We start from the raw sequence: 16,282 nt of genomic DNA, 5'->3' as shown, positions 1-16,282 counted from the left end.
CGTGGCACCGCGCCGACCAGTAGCTTCTTCTGATTGTGAGTGACTCGCGTTCCGAGCCGGGCTTCCGGTTCAGCGTGCTCGGCCCGGTGCGGGCGTGGAACGGGCGCACCGAACTGAACCTGGGACCGCGGCAGCAGCGCCAGGTTCTCGGGCTGCTCCTGGTGCGGGCCGGCCGCGACGTGCCGGTGCATCACCTGACCGACATGCTGTGGGGTCACGCGGCGCCGGCCAGCGCGGCCAACAGCCTGCACCGCTTCGTCGGAACCCTGCGCCGCATCCTCGAACCGGGGCTGCCCGCCCGCGCCGAGGGCCGCTGGTTGCTGCGACGGGCCGGCTCCTACCGCTTCGCGCCTCAGCAGGCCCGGCTCGACCTGCTCGACTTCCGCCGGCTGGCCGACGAGGCGCGCGACGCCGAACGCCTCGGCCTGCCCGAGACGGCCGTACGGCTCTACACCGAGGCGCTGACGCAGGCGCACGGACGCTGCGCCGACGACGGGTCGCCGGAGGGCCGCCGCTACGCCGCTTTCGACACGGTCGACGAGGAGTACGCGGCGGTGGCGCGCGACGCGGCCCGCACGGCGGTCGGCTTCGAACGGGTGGGAACGCTGCTGCAGGCCGTGCGGCGGGCGGCCGAGCTGAACCCGCTCGACGAGGCGCTGCACGCGGGCCTGATGCTGCTGCTCGCGGCGGACGGCCGGCAGGCGGACGCGTTCCAGGTCTTCCAGAACGTGCGCGACGATCTCGCCCGCCTGCTCGGCGTCGACCCGGGGCCGGGGCTGCGGGCGGCCTACGACGAGGTGCTCCAGCCCCGGCAACGGACGGACACGCGCCCGTCGATCACCCCCGCGCAGCTCCCCCGCGACCTGCCGCAGTTCGTCGGGCGTGAAGCGGACCTCGACCGGGCCGACGCGCTGCTGCGGGCGGCGGAACGGGCCGGGGCGATGCCGATCGTCGCGATCGACGGCCTGCCCGGGGTGGGCAAGTCGACCTTCGCGCTGCACTGGGCGCACCGGGTGGCCGCCCGATTCCCCGACGGACAGCTCTATCTCGACCTGCGCACCTGCGACAGACAGGCGGTGAGCGCGGCCGAGGCGCTGGTGGTCATGCTGTCCGCGCTGGGCGTGCCGCCGCATGCGGTGCCGTCGACGGTCGTGGCCCGCGCGGCGCTGTTCCGCAGTCACATCGCGGGTCGGCGCATGCTGGTCGTGCTCGACAACGCGGACGGCGTCGAGCAGATCCGCGCGCTGCTGCCGGGCGCGGCCGAGTGCCTCGTGGTGATCTCCGGCCGCACGCGGATGAGCGGGCTGACCGCCTCGGACGGCGCCGAGCTGATCACCCTGGGGCTGCCCCCGGCCGCCGAGGCCCGCGCGATTCTGGCCCGGCGGATGGCTGCGGCCGGTGGCGACCCGCGCGCGGCCGCCCCTCCGGTCGAGGTTCTGGAGACGATCGTCGAGGCGGCCGGGCGGTTGCCGCTGGCGCTGGCGGCGATCGCGACCGAACTCCCCGTACGCGACGTCGAGCAGCTCGCCGCCGGTCTGCGCCGCCCGGCCCCCGGGCTGGACGCGTTCGGTGACGGCGTCGCGGCCACGCTGCGGGCCGCGTTCGACATCTCGCTGCGTGACCTGCCGCCGGAGGACGTACGCCTGCTCCGGCTGTTGACGATGCACGCCGGGCACGACCTCGCACCGGACGCGGCGGCCAGTCTCACCGCGATGCCGCTCCCCCGGTTGCGGACCGCCCTGGCCCGGCTCGGACGGGCGCAGCTTCTCGACGTGCTCCCGGCCCAGCGGATCCGGCTGCACCCGCTGGTGCGGATGCGGCTGCGCGAGCTGAGCGACGAGGTGGACGGCCCGGACGAGCAGCGGGCCGCCCGGCTCCGGCTGCTCCTTCACTACCGCCACACCGCGTACGTGGCCAACGGCTTCTTGCTGCCGCTGCTCGAACCCATTCCACCGGGTGAGGTGCCGGCCGGCGTGGTCGTCGGGGAGATCGCCGATTTCGAGGGGGCGATGGCCTGGTTCCAGGCCGAGCAGGACGTGGTGCACGAGCTGATCGAATGGTCGGCCGACCTGGGCCGCGGGCCAGTGGTGTGGCAGCTCGTGACCACGATGATGACCTACTTCCAGCGCAGCGGCCTGATCCGTGCCTGGCTGCACCTGGTGACCGGCGCGCTGGCGGTCGTCGAGCGCGACGGCGACCTCGCCGGGCAGGCCCACGTGCGCCGCTGCCTGGCCGGGGCGCTCTATCACCTCGGCGACAAAAGCGCGGCCCGCACGCACCTGCGCTGGGCCCAGCAGACGTTCGGCGAGCTGGGCATGCTGGTCGAGCAGGCCCACGCGCACATCAACATGGGCGTGGCGCTCGGCTACAGCCTCAGCGCCGACCCGATCGGCGGGGACGCCTACCGCGCGGCGAAAGCGGAGTTCGCGACCGCGCGGCGCCTCTATCTGCGCGCCGGTTATCGCAAGGGCATCGCCAGCGCGTACGAGGGCATCGCCGAATGTCAGGCCGCGCTCGGGCAGTACCAGCCGGCGGCGCACCTGTTCGAGCGGGCGCTGGCCATCTATCTCGAACTCTCCGACCAGAGCAGCGTGGCCAGCTGCATGCTGGGACTGGGCAATCTCTGGCGGCGAGCGGGCAACCTCGTGCTCGCCGCCGAATACGTGCGCCGCTCGATCGAGCTCAACCGGGTGGTGGGCAACCGCAGCGAGGAGGCGGCCGCGCTGGTCACGCTCGGCGACGTGCTCAGCGCGGCCGACTCCCCCGAGGCGCCGGACCACTGGCGGGCCGCCCTGGCGATACTGGACGGCCTGCGGTTGCCGGCGGCGGTCCGGGTACGGAACCGCCTGTCGGTCAGGCAGCCAGCATCCCGCCGTGCAGCAGAGCCATCGGCCGGGTAGCCGTGACGAAGCCGGACACCCCCTCGGCGAACCGTTCCGGCTCCTCGACATGCCCGAGGTGCCCGCTCCAGGCCAGCACGAGCAGCCGCGCGTTCGGGATCAGCGACTGCAGCTCGCGGCCCCATCGCATGCCGCCGACGACGTCGTAGCTGCCCGCGATCACCAGCGTCGGCACCTCGAGGCTGCGCAGCGACTGACGGTCGTCGACCGGGTCGGCCGTACCGTCGGCCCGCCGCACCGACAGATAGGACAGGCGCAACCGGGACCGCAGCGGCGACAGCTCCTCGCGGCGGTTCCAGTAGTGCGCGACCAGGGCGGGGAAGACCCGGCGGACGGCCGCGGTGAGCAGGCGGTCGTCGGCGATCGTGGGCATCGTGCGGGCCGCCTCGATGACCGCCGGCAGACCCGGGTTCGACTGGTTGCGCCGGATGAACCGCTCGAACTGGTGCCGCGTCTCCTCCTCGAGCTCGGCCCCGCCGACCGGGGAACTGCCGTGCAGAATCAGCCCCGACAGCCGGTCCGGATTGCGCAGCGCGAAGAACTGGGCGACCCGGCCCCCGTGGCCGTGCCCCAGCAGATAGACGCGCTCCTGGCCGAGGTGCTCGAGCAGGCGGTCGAGCGCGCGGGCATAGAAGGCACGGTCATAGCCGTACGGATGAGTGGGCAGCCGGCCCGACTCGCCGGTGCCGATCGGTTCGACGTAGACGACCGTCATGCTTTGCTCCAGGGCCGGCATTCGCATGTACTCCCACGACAAGCCGGGCCCGCCGGGCAGCACGACGCAGACCGGGCCCGCCCCACCGCGCACGTGGTAGCGCTGGACGAGCCCGCAGACGTCCACCGAGTGCGTGCCCCGCCGCAGTGGCCGGTGCTCCACCGTCCTCACCAACCTGACCTGCTTCCCCATTTCTCCCCCAGCCCTCGAACGTCGCTGTGAACACCCTCGCAACGCGACCGGGATCACGAACCCGTGCGAGACCCGGGTCAGGACACGGGCCATACCCCCGGGTCCCCACCCGGGTCAGCCGGCCCTCCCTACTCGGTAACCCCTTTTCGGGGACGCTGCATGCACTCTGAGCTGGGAAAACAGTGGGTGTCGGATTCCGGTCCGGGATCGACGGGGCCCCGCGACCTAGATTGCCGCCATGCGGGGCAACTACGACGTGGTCATCGTCGGCGCGGGAACAGCCGGGCGCCTGCTGGCCACACGGCTGGCCGGGGAGCCGGGGCTGCGTGTGCTGCTTTTGGCCCGTTCGCACGACGCCGGCGACACCCTGCCGTTCTTCGCGCGCGGCCACCGCACGAGCTACTCGGGGTGGCCCTCGGGGTGGGGGTTCTTCGATCTGCTGCCCTACTTCAAACGCAGCGAGGACGCGCCGGGACGCGATCTGGTGACCCGCGGCCGGGGCGGCCCGGTGTCGGTGTCGCCGCCGTCCGAGTCCACGGCCGGCCCTGTCCCGCCGTTCGCCCCGGCTCACGCCCCGCCCTCCTGGCCACCCTTCGCCGTGCCCTTCCCGCCCGCAGCCTCGCCTTCCTTCTCTTCCGCAGTCCCGCACCGGTCTGCGAACCCGAACCTCCCGCCCTCGGCCCGGCCCTCCCCCGCATCCTCGGCCCCGCATTCCTCCCCGCCCTCGGCGCAGCCCTCCTCCGAAAACCCGCCCTCCCCGCTCTCCTTCGCGCCTTTTGCCCCGCTTTCTATTCCGGTCTTCTTTCCGCGGGCTTCCGATCTTGGCGGCGGGTTAGAAGAGGGCGCCGGGATGGTGGATCACGCCGTCCTAGCCGGGTTTAGCGACGGGCCGGAGAAGGCCGCCGGGGTGGTCGATCACGCCGCCCTCGCCGGCCCTGGCGGCGAGATGGCGGAGGGCGGCGGGATGGCGGGCTCGGTCACCTCGGTGATCGCTGACGTGGACCGGCTCGTGATCTCTGGCGGCCGGGTCATCGGGGTCTCCTACCGCTCGGCGGAGGGACGCCTGGAAACCGCGTCGGCGGGCGAGGTCGTGCTGGCGGCGGGGGCCGTGGGGTCGGCGCGGTTGCTGCTGGCTTCGGGGGTCGGGCCGGCCGACGATCTGCGGGCGTACGGCATCGACGTGGCCGTGGACCTGCCGGGAGTGGGGGCCAATCTGCAGGATCGTCCTGTCGCCACGATGCTCTTCGAGTCGGCGCGACCCTTGGCGGTTTCGTCACCATTTTTCGCGCTGCTCCGCTCCCGTGACGACCTGCCCGGGCCCGACCTGCGGCTGGTCTGGTCGGTGACCCCGGACGGCCACGGGTGGACGGTCGAGATCACTCCGGCTCAACCGTGGAGCCGGGGGATCGTACGGCTGGACGCTGTTGACCCTGGTTTTTATGCCGACGACCGTGATCTTGACACGGTGGTCGCCGGGCTGCGCCTCGCCCGAACCGCCTTCGACTCTCTCGGCTCCGAATCGGTCCCCGGCCCCGCGATCGACGATGAAACCCAGTTGCGCGCGTACGCCCTCAGGACCGTCCGCCCGGCGGGCGATGCGGCCGGCACGCTGGCGTTGGGCCCGGTGGTCGACGACGACCTGCGCCCGCACGGCGTCGAGGGCCTGCGAGTGGCTGACGCGTCGGTGATGCCCTCGCTGCCGTCGGCCGACATCGCCGCGACCGTCTGCGCGATCGCCGAACGAGCGGCCGAACTCGTCTGCGGCCGTCGTCACACGGAGTGAACCTGAGGGACCCGCAGTTCGTCAGGCCGGGCATGGCGGAACTCCGTACGTCCACGGTGGCGGTGATCGGCAGCGGCGCGATCGGCTCGGTCTTCGGCACTGTCCTGCACGAGAGCGAGCACCACGTCGTGCTCTGCGTCCGGCGCGCGACCGCTTCGGGGCATCGGCGGGTCGATCGGCGGGGCGACGTCCGCGAGGTCACCCTGCCCGTGCTCGACGACCCGGCCGAGGTGACCGGGCCGGTCGACTGGGTGTTGCTGGCGACCAAGGCGTACGACGTCCCGGGCGCGGCGGACTGGCTCAGGGCACTCGTCGGACCGGGGACGACGGTGGTCGTTCTGCAGAACGGCGTCGACCATGGGGCGCGGTTGCGGCCCTGGCTGCCGTCCAGTGCCCGCATCCTGCCGGCGCTCATGTATCTGGCCGTCGAAGTCGCAGCGCCCGGCCACATCGACTGGAGCTTCGGCGACCTGGTGACCGTCCCTGCCGGACCCGACGCCGACCGGTTCGCCGCGCTGGCCGCCGGCACGCCGCTGCGGGTCGTGCCGACCACCGACTTCGCGGCCGCCGCCTGGCGCAAGCTGCTGCTGAACGTGGCGCTCAACCCGACGACGACGCTCACCGACCAACGCCTGACGGTGCTGGGCGACCCTTCCGTACGGTCTCTGGTGCGCACGATGCTGACCGAGGTGCTGGCGACGGCGTGGGCGGTCGGTGTCTCGCTGCCCTCGTCGCCCGTGCAGGACACGATCGACTTCGCGGACGGGCTGCCGCCGGGCGACGGCAGCTCGATGTTCTACGACCGCCTCGCCGGGCGGCCCACCGAGCACGAACTGATCGTCGGCGCGGTGGTGCGGGCGGCCGACGAGCACGGCGTCGCGGTTCCGGTGTGCCGCACGGTTCTCGCCCTGTTGCGCGGACTGAATTTCGCCCCTTCCTGAACCTCGCTCCGCGCACCGCGTTCTAAGTCCGCGGTGGCGATCTTCAACGCCGCCCGGGGAAAGGGAGAACCGAGATGAGCAAGGACAGCGGCGCGTCGGCGCTACGGGGGGCCGCCCGAGAGGTCCACCTACCCGGCGACGAAGGCTACGACCAGGCCCGTTCGACCTGGTCGCTGGGGGCCGACCTGCATCCGGCGGCGGTCGTGTTCGCCACGTCGGCCGACGAGATCAGCGCCGTCGTGCGTACCGCGGCCGCGGAAGGACTGCGGGTGTCGGCGATGGGCACCGGGCACAACGCCCACCCCTTCAACGACCTCGACCGTACGGTGATGTTGCGCACGTCGCGCATGAACGGGTTCTCGATCGACGCGGACAAGCGGTCGGCTCGCACGTCGGCGGGCACGCTGTGGCTTCCTGTCGTCGAGGGCGCGGCGGGGCACGGGCTGTCGGCTCTGCACGGTTCGGCGCCGGACGTCAGCGTCGCCGGGTTCACCGTCGGGGGCGGCGTCGGCTTCTACAGCCGGGAGTACGGACTGGCGTCGAGCCACGTGACGGCGGCCGAACTGGTGCTCGCGGACGGCACGCAGGTGCGCGTAGACGCGAACCAAGAACCGGACCTCTTCTGGGCGGTGCGGGGCGGGGGCGGCAGTTTCGGGATCGTGACGGCGCTCGAATTCGGACTGGTCCCGCACGACACGGCGTACGCGGGCTTTCTCGCGTGGGATCTCAGCCAGGCGCCGGAGGTCTTCGCACGGTGGCTGGAGTGGACGGCTTCGGCTCCGACCGCGCTCACCACGACCTATCGGCACCTGCGCTTCCCGCCGATCCCGCAGTTGCCGGAGCCCTTCCGCGGCCGGAACCTGGTCATGATCGACGGTGCGGTCCTGGGGGACGATGCCCTGGCCGCGCGGACCCTCGCCCCGCTGCGCGAGCTGAAGCCGGTCATGGACACGTTCGGGCGGGTGCCGTCGCCCGCGGTCGCGCGCCTCCACATGGACCCGGAGGAGCCGACGAACGGCGAGACCACCGATCGGCTGCTGGACGCGCTGCCGGCGGCGGCGGTCGACCGGCTGATGGCCGTCTCCGGTCCCGACTCCGGCTCGACGGTGTTCACGACCGAGGTGCGCCACTTCGGCGGGGCGCTCGGCCGGCCGGCGTCGTCAGCGGGGGCGTTGACCCACTTGGACGCGCAGTACATGGTGCAGTCGGCGGGTGCCGTCTTCGACCCCGCGCAGAAGCCCGCCGTCGTCGCAGAGATCCACGGCATCGTCGACGCGATGAGCGAGTGGTCGCGCGACCGGGTCTACCTGAACTTCGCCCAGGAACAGGGCACCACGTCCCGCGCCTTCGACAGCGCCACCTGGCAACGCCTCCTGTCGATCCGCGAGAAGGTCGACCCGAACGGCGTTCTGCGGCCCAATCACGAGGTCGTCTGAGTTCCGAGGGGCCGGCGCGCCGCGCCGGCCCTGCCTCCTTCGCCAGCCGCCGAGCCACGCCGGCGGTAGCGCGACAAGGCGAACACATGGTTACAAATCGATTACTTGCGCTGCGGAACTTCCGCGACGGAAATAGGTTGGAGCCGATGGATCACCTCGCAATCCATCCGCGCCAACCGATGTCCTAGGAGGACACCCGCATGCGCAAAAGTGTGACCCGTGCAGTTCTCGGCCTGACCGCGACCGTGGCTGCCCTCGGATTCGCGGCCTCCCCCGCCGCCGCGGCCCCCGATTCGCCGAGCGGCCTGACCTTCTACGCCGGCACCTTCACCAAGCCGGTGCTGAACGTCGCCGACCCGGACGGGGCGTGCACCGCGTTCCCGGCCAAGGCCGACTCGCTCGTCGGCTGGAGCAACGTGACGACGGTCCTCGCCTACCGCACCGCCGACTGCACCGGCCAGGCCACCGGCCTCGGCACGCTGCGGACCTTCGGCGCGGGCGAGTTCAAGTCCTTCAGCGCCTTCTGACCGTCGGTTCCGGTCGTCAGTTCCACTTCTGATTGTCGGTGCCGGCGCAGTCCCAGATCTGCGCCGGCACACCGTTTCCGGAGTTGTTGTCGGTCACGTCGACGCACTTGTCGACCTTCGTGCTCACCAGGTCGTTCCTCGCGTTGAGGTCGAAGAGCTGCGAGGTCGCACCGGTGCAGGAACCCATGCCGAGGCGCGCGCCGTTGCCGGTGCCCTTGATACGCACGCACATCCCGAGGACGCGCATGGTGCCATCCGACGGGAAGGTGAACCGCTGACTATCCCGCGACTGGCAGCTCCACAGCTGCAGGTCGCCGCCGGTGTTGCGGGCGTCCAGGCAGGTGCCGGTCTCGTGGCTCCAGATCTGGAAGCCGGGCGCGGCCGCCTGGGTCGTGGGCGCCTTCGTGGCCGGCTTGGTGGTGGCCGCGGGAGGGGCGGTCGTCGCATTATTGCCGCTGGCGGGTCGAGTCGTCGTCCCCGGAACCACGGTGGTGCCAGGCTTGGCGGGCGGAACGTTCGCCGGTGGCGCTCCCGGCGAGGCCGGAGCTCCCGGCGTTTGCACCGCCCGAGTGCTGACCGGCGTGGAGTTCACCGTCGGACCCGCTCCCGGCGGAACCACCCCGGCCGGCGCGGACGACGCCCAGACCGACTCCGCCGAAGCACCCGAAGCCCCGCCGGCCGCCTCCACAGCCCCGTCGGACTGCATCAACGGCAGCGCGGCGGCACCGCCCGCAATGACAACAACCGCGGCCGCAGCCGCCCAGTACCGCCGTCGATCCCGCCGAGGCTTGGCCGGCACCAACGCAGCGGTGGTGGACTGCCCACTCATCGGAATAGGCGCAACCGCGGTCTTGGCTGAATCCGCAGCTCCAGAACCAGAGCCGCCATTGTCCACAGCCGCGCCATCCACAGCCGCGCCATCCACAGCCGCGCCATCCACAGCCGCGCTGTCCACAGCCGCTTTGGTTGCAGCCGCGCCATGCACAGCGGCGCCGCCCACAGCGGGCTTGCTGACGGCGGGCTTGTCCACAGGAGCCTTGTCCACAGCGGGCTTGCTCGCAGCAGGCACATCCACAGCGGGCCGATCAGGGAGGACGCCATCCACAGCGTTGACCGAAGCTCCCGCCGTGTCGCCCACAGCCTCGGGATCGGTCCATCCCTCGTCCACAGCCCTCGAGCCGGGCGAAACGCCGTCCACAGCCGGCGCGGAGGCGGGAGCAGGGCCGGCCGCGGCAACGAGTGAAACCGCCGGGGCCGACGCAGCCGACCCGACCGCCGAGCCCGAGGCACCGAGCGACGCCGATGGCACTGCCGAACGTGATCCGCTGGACGATGACGATGGCGCGACCGAGGGGTTTGGGGCCGTTTGGGGAGCATTCGCGGTCAGCGCGGACGCGGCCGAGTCGGGCGCACCCGACGCAGGCGCGGCCAAGGCAGGGGCATCCGACGCGGAGGCGGCCGACGCGGGCGCGGCCGAGGCAGGGGCACCCGACGCGGAGGCGGCCGACGCGGGCGCGGCCGAGGCAGGGGCACCCGACGCGGGCGCGGCCGAGGCAGGGGCACCCGACGCGGGGGCGGCCGAAGTCTGCGGGACTGATGCGGGCGTACCCGCGGTGGTGGCGTCGGGGCTTGTTACGGCCTGGAGCAGGCGTTTTGTTTCGTCGGGAGTGGCTCGTTCGGCCGGGTTCTTGCGGAGCAGGGCGTCGAGGACCGGGCGCAGCGGGCCTGCCTGCTTCGGCGGCGGAGAGGGCTCGACCATCAGGGCCGCCAGCGTCGCCATGGGGGACGACTTCTCGTACGGCGGGCGGCCTTCGACCGCCGCGTAGAGCGTCGCGCCCAGGGACCACAGGTCGGCGGCGGGGCCGGGCTGTTCGTCCAGGGCGCGCTCGGGGGCCAGGTAGGACGGGGAGCCCAGCACCACGCCCGTACGGGTCATGGCCGAGTCGCCGGCCATCTCGGCGAGACCGAAATCGGTCAGGACGATGCGACCGTTCGTGGCCAGCAGGACGTTTGCCGGCTTCACGTCGCGGTGCAGGATGCCGGCGTCGTGGGCGGACCGCAGCGCGGACAGGACGGCCAGGCCGATCTCAGCCGCGCGCTCGGGGGTGACCGGGCCGTCCTCGTTGACGACGTCGTGCAGCGAGCGCGAGCGGACGAGCTCCATGACGATCCACGGCGCGTCATCGTCGTCGTGCACCACGTCGAAGATGCGCACGACGTTGGGGTGGTCGACGCGGGCGATGGCCCGGGCCTCGCGGATCGCGCGCTCGCGCAGATCGCCCAGCTCGGCCTCGGACAGCCCGTTGGGGGCCAGTTCCTTCACCGCCACGTCACGATCGAGAAGCTCGTCGCGCGCCTCCCAGACGACGCCCATGCCGCCCTCGCCGAGCGATTTGACGAGGCGGTATCGGGCGGCGAGAAGGCCGGCCGGTTTCTCAGTCACGGGGGGAACGGTAGCCACCGCGCCCCTTGTCGTGTGCGCAGTAGTCAGAGGTCAAGAAAAACATCGATTTGAACCTTGATCCTTTCCATCCGTTGACCGTTGTAGGAGGTTTCTACAGAAGTTCAACCAGAGGATTGCATCGCGCCGGGCAGCGGGTGAACACCGGCCGCCAACGAGATCATCTGGCTGCGGCTCAGCCCCACGCCCTGACCGAATTGGATCACCAGGTAGGGCCCGGCGGGTTCCCGTACCCACAGCTCCCATCCGGTCTCGCCGTCCGCGCTCACCGACGGCGCGCCGTCGGCCGACTCGCCGAGCAGGCTGCGCACCAGCACCCCCTCCTGCCCGCCGACCCCGACCCGCAGCCCCGCCCGCCCCGGCTCATCGACATCGGTCGACGACAACATGACCGCGATCTTGCCGCTGAAGTCCTCCGGACCGCCCGCCCCGGGCGAAAGGTGGGCGGAGGGCGTGCGCGGAGCGGAGGACACGCGCGGAGCCGAGGGCGGAGGGGTGGCGCCGGGAGGCGTGAGGGAACCGGGAGGCGTGAGGGAACCGGGCTGCGGAACAGATGCGGAGGCGGGAGGGGAACCAGACGGCGGAACGGAGGTGGAGGGCGGAAGGGAACCGGAAGGCGCGACCGGGACGGGCGGCGCGAGCAGCAGCACGTAGGCGTCGTCGCGTTGGGGGCGCCAGCCGGCCGGGATGCGGGTGAGGGTGAAGCCCTTGGGTTGGGGGCCGCGGTACCAGGTCAGTTCGGTTCCGGACGACAACGGAGGCTGTGCGACGGTCGGGTCCGGGGGTGTCCGCTGGGCCAGGTGGAAGCCGCCGACCCAGGCAGCCACCAGGGCGATCACCGTGGCCGTCGTGCCCAGGGCGTTGTGCCGGCGTCGTCGTCGCCGCTTCAAAGCTTGCCGGCCCCGGGTAAGGTCGGCTTCTACTTCAGTGCTTGTCACGTCCCGTTGACGGTTGATCCGCTTTCGGGGTTGCCGGCGCCGGTCGAGAACAGCCGGGGCGGTGTGCCGGTCACTACAGAAATGAACTTCTGTAGGTCACCTCCGTAGTACCCGTGTGTTTCCGAACTTGCGGGATTTCCGCGCGCCGGCCCGGTTGGTCCGGCGATACCGTGCCGCGGGACTGTGGCGCCAGACCGGCCCCGTCTCCGATCTGCTGCGCTGGAGCCAGGAGCGACCGGACGCGACGGCGATCGTGCAGTACCGCGACGGCGCCGAGTCGCGGCGAGTGACGTACGCGGAATATGCCGCCCTGGTGGAGCGCTTCGCCGCCGCCCTGCGCTCGCTCGGGGTCGGCGCCGGTGACGTGGTCGCGATCTGGCTGCCCAACCTGTGGCAGGTCAGCGCGCTGATGGTGGCCTGCGCGCGGATCGACGCGGTGACCGCACCGATCCTGCCGACGATCCGTGCGCGGGAACTGGGCCGGATTCTCGCCCGGCTCGACGCGACCGTCTGCGTGACGATGGACGAGTGGGCCGGCTACGGGCACGCCGCCGCGCTGGCCTCCGTCGCCCCGAAACTCCCCGCGCTGCGGCACCGCGTGGTCGTCGGGAAGGCCGCCGAAGATGAGATCGATTTCGGCGAGTACTTCGAGCGCACCCCCTGGGAGGAGCGTTTTCCGACCGGGCTGGCCGACGCCGACGAGGACCCGGACCGGCTCGCCCTCATCCTGTTCACCAGCGGCACCTCGGGCGAGCAGAAGGCCGTGCTGCACAGCTTCAACACGATCTATGCCGGGGTGTCGGCGATGTCGTCGGCCGAGGACATCCGGCCGGGCGACACGCTGTTCATCCCGCACTCGCTCGCCTTCATCGGCGGCATCCTCTACGGCATCGCCATCCCGCTGCTGACCGGTGTCGGCTCGGTGCTGCTGGACGACTGGAAGGGCGAGACCGCCCTGCGCGCGGTGCGTGAAACCGGCGTCACGGCGATGTTCGCCGCGCCCGCGTTCTTCCACGATCTGCTGCGCGCGCTGAGCCGCGACCCGCTCCCCCGCCCGCCGTTGCGGCTCGCCGTGACCGGCGCCACCACAGTGCCGACGCACCTGGTCCGCGACGTCCCTCGGGCCCTCGGTCTGCCGCTGCGCACCCTGTGGGGCATGACCGAGGTCGCGGCGCACACGTGGACCCGCGACACCGATCCCGCCGGGTGGGGCGCCCGCAGCGACGGCTCGCCGGGGTCCGGCCTGGAGATCGATCTGCGTACGCCCGACGACGGGCCCGCCCGGCTGTTCGTTCGCGGGGCCGGGGTCACCCTGGCCACGATGGGCCGCGACACCGGCCACCTGAGTGTGCTCGACGATCATGACGACGGCTGGTACGACACCGGCGACCTCGCGGTCGACGACGGCCGGGGCGGCATCCGCATCATGGGCCGGGTCGCCGACCGCATCGGCGACAGCTTCATGATCCCGGTCAGCGACGTCGAGAACCTGCTGCGCGAGCACCCCGCGATCGACGACGTCGCGGTGGTCGGCTACCTCGACGAGGCGGGCGCCGAGCGGGCTTGCGCGGTCATCGCCGCCCACCGGCCGGTTCCCACGCTGAAGCAGTTGCGCGCCTTTCTCACCGAGGCCGGCATGACCGAGTGGTACCAGCCGAGCCGTCTCGAGGTGATGCGACGGCTGCCCCGCAACAACGCCGGCAAGGTCAGAAAGGACCTGCTGCGCGAGATGGTGCAGACCGGCGGCGGCCTCGAGGCGCTGTGACGAAATTCCAGTCACGACCACGCGGGGTCATTTGCGAGCTACTGTTCCCGGCGTAAAGAAAGAGGCGTCACCGTTGACACCGCCGGTTTCGCATCACCCGAGGGTCCCATGCAACGCCATAATTCGACCGAATCGGCCGCTCGCGCTTTCCGCGCCGCCGTCGAGATGTTGGCCACCTCCCGCCACCGCGCTCACCTGCGCAGCCGGCCCCGGCAGCGGTCCGCCGCCACCCGGCTCGGCCTGACCAGCGGCGAGGGACAGATGTTCATGGTGACCGAGCTGGAGGGTCGCACCTCGTCCGGCTCGGTGCCGTCCGATCTCGCCCTGATCCGCCGGCTCGCCAGCGACGAGTACGAGACGTTCGCCGAGGTAGTGGGCCGTTCGTTCGGCTGCCCGGCCGAGGCTGTCGCCCGCGTCTACACCGCCGAGGTGCTGGCCAATCCGCAGATCGGGGCCTATGTGGCCGAGACCACCAGTGGCCTGGCCGTCGCGGCCGGTGCCGGTCTGCTCACCCAGTCGCACTGGGGGCTGGCCAACATCGGCGTACTCCCGGACTATCGCGGGCAGGGCTACGGCCGCGTGCTGACCGAGGCCATCCTGCGCCGCGGCGCGTCGGCCGGGGCTCACACGGCCTATCTGCACTCCGGCGACGACACCGTGCCCTTCTTCGAACGGCTCGGCTTCAAGACCCGTTCCGACTGGACGATGCTGCGGGCCGCCTGACGTGGGCGGTCTCACGGTTGCGCCGGTGAACATGCGAGGCCGAAAAGCGTAGATCCGGGTGTGACCAGATCAGTCCTGACCAGCGGAACCCCGCTGTCCCCGGCGCTGGAGCTGCTGTTCCCGCGATGGACGCCGCACATCCTCTGGCTGCTCGAACAGAGTGGCCCGCTGCGCTTCGCCGACCTGCTGCGCCGCCTGCGCCCGCTGGGCACGGCCATGCTCGCCCAGCGGCTGCGCGAGCTGGAGGCGGCGGGGCTGGTCTCGCACGAGCTCTACATGCGGCATCCGCCGCGAGTCGAGTATTCGCTGACCGACCTCGGCCGTTCGGTCGGCCCGGTGCTGCGGGCGATCGAGAACTGGTCCGAGGCGAATCTGAGCCGGCTCGAGGAGGCCTCCTGATGAGGCGCTGGACGCAATACCTGCTGCAGGCCCTCGCCTCCCTCGCGGAGGACGACCACGGCCCGTTCTACCCGATGGCCGAGCCGCTGCCGGAACGGCCGTTCACGGTGGACCTCGACGACGACGAGTCGGTACGTGCCGCATTTCGCTGGATTGTGGAGTGGGAGTGGGGTCCCGCGGCCTTCGGAGGAGAATCCACCCGGTGACCACCTTGCGCATCCTCATCGCCGGCGGCGGCCTCGCCGGCCTGGCCACCAAGCTCGCCCTCGCCTCGCGCGGTGTCGACGCCGACCTGGCCGAACGTGACACCACCCCGCGCGACGGCGGCACCGGCCTCTACCTGCCCGCCAACGCCGTACGGGCTCTGCGTGACCTCGGTCTCGGCGACGAGCTCGACCGTCGTTCGGCGCCGGTGCGGCGGCAGGAGATCCGCGACCGCACCGGCGCGCTGCTGACCGGCTTCGACCTGAGCGAGATCTGGAGCGAGGTCGGCGAGAGCCGGGCCATCCGCCGCTCCGACCTGCACGCTCTGCTGGGTGCGGCGGCCGGCAGTTCGGGCGTACGCCTCGGCGCAGCCGTCACCGAGGCCCGCGCGGACGGCACGGTCGAGTTCTCCGACGGTTCCGAGGACCGCTACGACGTGGTCATCGGCGCCGACGGCATCGACTCCGCCGTACGGCGCGCGATCTTCCCCCGTACGGGCAGGAAGTTCCTCGACCAGATCTGCTGGCGTTTCCTGGCCCCGACCGGCGACGCGAGTGAGACGTGGGTGGCGCGGCTGGGCAATCGTGGCCGCACGTTCCTGACCGTGCCGGTGGGCGACGGCCAGGTCTACTGCTTCGCGGCGATCAACAGCGCCTCCCCGGCGGCTCCGGCCGGCGACTGGCGCGAGCTGTTCGCCGACTTCAACGTCGCGGACCTGCTCGAACACGCGGCCGACGCCTACTTCGCGCCGCTGCACGAGATCGAGGGCGCCGACTGGGTCTCGGGGCGGGTCGTGCTGATCGGCGACGCGGCGCACGCCTGCTCGCCGAGCATGGCCCAGGGCGGCGCGATGGCCCTGGAGGACGCGCTCGTGCTGGCCGACGAACTGGCCGACGGCCCGGTGCCCGAGGCGCTCGACCGTTACCGGGCGCGTCGCTCCGAGCGGGTGGCCTTCGTGCTCGAGCAGAACCACCGCCGCGACAAGGCCCGCAACCTGCCCGGCTTCGTGCGCAAGGCGGTGTTCCGCAAGGCCGGCGTGAAGATCATCAAGGGTAATCACGCGGGCCTGTTGACCCGTCCGTAGAGGTTGGATGCCAGAGCCGGGTGACGTGCGAGGTTTTCGCCACCCGGCTCCGGCGGCTCTGGGGACGTCGGCGCCGCTCCGCCTCTGTCACCAGAGTCCGACGTGCGGTGGGCGCGAGAGTTCAGCGCGGTGGCCCAGATTACAGCCGCCTGTCCGTAGACCTCGGTCACGGCAAACCTCCCCGAGGATTAAACGAACCCATGAGTCCGTTTAC

The 16,282-nt window shown here is 71.8% G+C and carries 13 protein-coding genes; 10 read left to right on the top strand and 3 right to left on the bottom strand.

Annotated elements, in window-relative coordinates; all coding sequences use genetic code 11:
* Positions 1–35: 35 nt before the first annotated feature.
* Positions 36–2,900, top strand: coding sequence for an AfsR/SARP family transcriptional regulator (locus EER30_RS20000; protein WP_127502025.1), 2,865 nt, complete (start codon positions 36–38; stop codon positions 2,898–2,900).
* On the opposite strand, the gene EER30_RS19995 is transcribed toward EER30_RS20000, so the two are convergent.
* Complete coding sequence (locus tag EER30_RS19995; RefSeq protein WP_205650314.1) at positions 2,854–3,786, bottom strand: alpha/beta fold hydrolase; 933 nt, start codon at positions 3,784–3,786, stop codon at positions 2,854–2,856. The two genes, EER30_RS20000 and EER30_RS19995, sit on opposite strands and share 47 nt — an antisense overlap.
* Before the next feature lie 259 nt (positions 3,787–4,045).
* Between EER30_RS19995 and EER30_RS19990 the strand changes: the two genes are divergently transcribed.
* The 4 genes from EER30_RS19990 (at position 4,046) to EER30_RS19975 (ending at position 8,494) form a co-directional block, all read left to right on the top strand.
* Positions 4,046–5,590: a GMC family oxidoreductase gene (locus tag EER30_RS19990; protein ID WP_127502023.1), complete on the top strand. Its 1,545-nt coding sequence runs from the start codon at positions 4,046–4,048 to the stop codon at positions 5,588–5,590.
* Positions 5,587–6,531, top strand: a complete 945-nt coding sequence (locus EER30_RS19985; protein WP_127502022.1) for a 2-dehydropantoate 2-reductase — start codon at positions 5,587–5,589, stop codon at positions 6,529–6,531. Before EER30_RS19990 ends, EER30_RS19985 begins: the two co-directional genes overlap by 4 nt.
* Before the next feature lie 74 nt (positions 6,532–6,605).
* Entirely contained in the window at positions 6,606–7,967 is a 1,362-nt protein-coding gene (locus EER30_RS19980) for an FAD-binding oxidoreductase (RefSeq protein ID WP_127502021.1), read from the top strand.
* Between the two features lie 200 nt (positions 7,968–8,167).
* Positions 8,168–8,494, top strand: coding sequence for a hypothetical protein (locus EER30_RS19975; RefSeq protein WP_127502020.1), 327 nt, complete (start codon positions 8,168–8,170; stop codon positions 8,492–8,494).
* Between the two features lie 16 nt (positions 8,495–8,510).
* On the opposite strand, the gene EER30_RS19970 is transcribed toward EER30_RS19975, so the two are convergent.
* Together EER30_RS19970 and EER30_RS19965 are read right to left on the bottom strand one after the other, a co-directional pair.
* A complete protein-coding gene (locus tag EER30_RS19970) occupies positions 8,511–10,937 on the bottom strand; it encodes a serine/threonine protein kinase (protein ID WP_127502019.1) in 2,427 nt (808 codons plus the stop codon).
* Positions 10,938–11,059: 122 nt separating this feature from the next.
* Positions 11,060–11,893, bottom strand: a complete 834-nt coding sequence (locus EER30_RS19965; RefSeq protein WP_127502018.1) for a hypothetical protein — start codon at positions 11,891–11,893, stop codon at positions 11,060–11,062.
* A gap of 127 nt (positions 11,894–12,020) precedes the next feature.
* Between EER30_RS19965 and EER30_RS19960 the strand changes: the two genes are divergently transcribed.
* The 5 genes from EER30_RS19960 (at position 12,021) to EER30_RS19945 (ending at position 16,068) form a co-directional block, all read left to right on the top strand.
* A complete protein-coding gene (locus tag EER30_RS19960; protein WP_164842401.1) occupies positions 12,021–13,658 on the top strand; it encodes an AMP-binding protein in 1,638 nt (545 codons plus the stop codon).
* Between the two features lie 108 nt (positions 13,659–13,766).
* A complete protein-coding gene (locus EER30_RS19955; RefSeq protein WP_127502016.1) occupies positions 13,767–14,381 on the top strand; it encodes a GNAT family N-acetyltransferase in 615 nt (204 codons plus the stop codon).
* A gap of 60 nt (positions 14,382–14,441) precedes the next feature.
* A complete protein-coding gene (locus EER30_RS19950; protein ID WP_127502015.1) occupies positions 14,442–14,780 on the top strand; it encodes a winged helix-turn-helix transcriptional regulator in 339 nt (112 codons plus the stop codon).
* Positions 14,780–14,986 (top strand): hypothetical protein, encoded by a 207-nt coding sequence (locus EER30_RS47145; protein ID WP_164842400.1) that lies wholly within the window; start codon positions 14,780–14,782, stop codon positions 14,984–14,986. Before EER30_RS19950 ends, EER30_RS47145 begins: the two co-directional genes overlap by 1 nt.
* On the top strand, positions 14,983–16,068 hold the full coding sequence (locus tag EER30_RS19945; protein ID WP_164842399.1) for an FAD-dependent monooxygenase: 1,086 nt from the start codon (positions 14,983–14,985) through the stop codon (positions 16,066–16,068). Before EER30_RS47145 ends, EER30_RS19945 begins: the two co-directional genes overlap by 4 nt.
* Positions 16,069–16,282 lie beyond the last annotated feature (214 nt).

The organism is Actinoplanes solisilvae, assembly GCF_003999975.1.
In the GTDB taxonomy this organism is placed as follows: domain Bacteria; phylum Actinomycetota; class Actinomycetes; order Mycobacteriales; family Micromonosporaceae; genus Actinoplanes; species Actinoplanes solisilvae.
Note: the sequence above shows the minus strand (reverse complement) of the source record. Positions and strands in the feature narration are given on the sequence as shown.

Excerpts from the sequence above, each read along its gene's own strand:
- EER30_RS19955 (WP_127502016.1), top strand. The coding sequence starts at position 13,767 with ATGCAACGCCATAATTCGACCGAATCGGCCGCTCGCGCTTTCCGCGCC.
- EER30_RS19990 (WP_127502023.1), top strand. The coding sequence starts at position 4,046 with ATGCGGGGCAACTACGACGTGGTCATCGTCGGCGCGGGAACAGCCGGG.
- EER30_RS19980 (WP_127502021.1), top strand. The coding sequence starts at position 6,606 with ATGAGCAAGGACAGCGGCGCGTCGGCGCTACGGGGGGCCGCCCGAGAG.
- EER30_RS19975 (WP_127502020.1), top strand. The coding sequence starts at position 8,168 with ATGCGCAAAAGTGTGACCCGTGCAGTTCTCGGCCTGACCGCGACCGTG.
- EER30_RS47145 (WP_164842400.1), top strand. The coding sequence starts at position 14,780 with ATGAGGCGCTGGACGCAATACCTGCTGCAGGCCCTCGCCTCCCTCGCG.